Source organism: Paenibacillus sp. A3 (genome assembly GCF_001399685.1).
In the GTDB taxonomy this organism is placed as follows: Bacteria; Bacillota; Bacilli; order Paenibacillales; family NBRC-103111; genus Paenibacillus_G.
This window is the reverse complement of record NZ_JTHN01000341.1, coordinates 1-645: the sequence shown is the minus strand read 5'-3', so window position 1 is coordinate 645 and position 645 is coordinate 1. Positions and strand designations below refer to the sequence as shown.

Here is a 645-nt window from a genome sequence, read left to right as displayed (position 1 = left end):
TATCGACCGGTGCGCAGGCTGCGGCGCTGATCGACGTCGCTTCCGGGCGTCTGCTTTACAGCTCCAGGGGAGACAAACCGATGCGCATCGCCAGCCTGACCAAAATCATGACGGCGATTGTTGCGATTGAGCATGGACGTTTGAGCGACCGGGCGAAAGTAAGCAAGAACGCTTTTGGCAAAGAAGGGTCGTCCATTTACTTGAGGCTGAACGAGGAAATGAATCTCAAGGATCTGCTGTACGGTTTGATGCTCCGTTCCGGGAATGATGCGGCGATTACGATTGCCGAGCATGTGGGGGGCAGCGTGGAAGGCTTCGCCTTCTTGATGAACGAGAAGGCGAAAGTCGTCGGAATGACGAATTCCAGCTTCAAAAATCCTTCCGGTCTGGACGAGCAGGGGCATTATTCGACTGCGAACGATATGGCCAAGCTGACCGCTTATGCACTCAAAAATCCCGTGTTTCAGGAGATTGTGAAAACGAAAGTGAAGAAGGTACCGAATCCGAACGAATCCTGGGATTACAGCTGGGTCAATAAAAATAAAATGCTTTCACTTTACGATGGGGCGGATGGGGTGAAAACCGGCTATACGAAGCTGGCGAAGCGGTGTCTTGTCTCTTCGGCGACCCGCGGCGGGCAGCAGC

1 protein-coding gene is annotated in these 645 nt (G+C 53.5%); it reads left to right on the top strand.

Annotated features, from left to right (window positions below; translation table 11 throughout):
* A partial coding sequence (locus QJ48_RS34370; RefSeq protein ID WP_162238611.1) for a D-alanyl-D-alanine carboxypeptidase family protein occupies window positions 1-645 on the top strand: 645 nt, incomplete at both ends.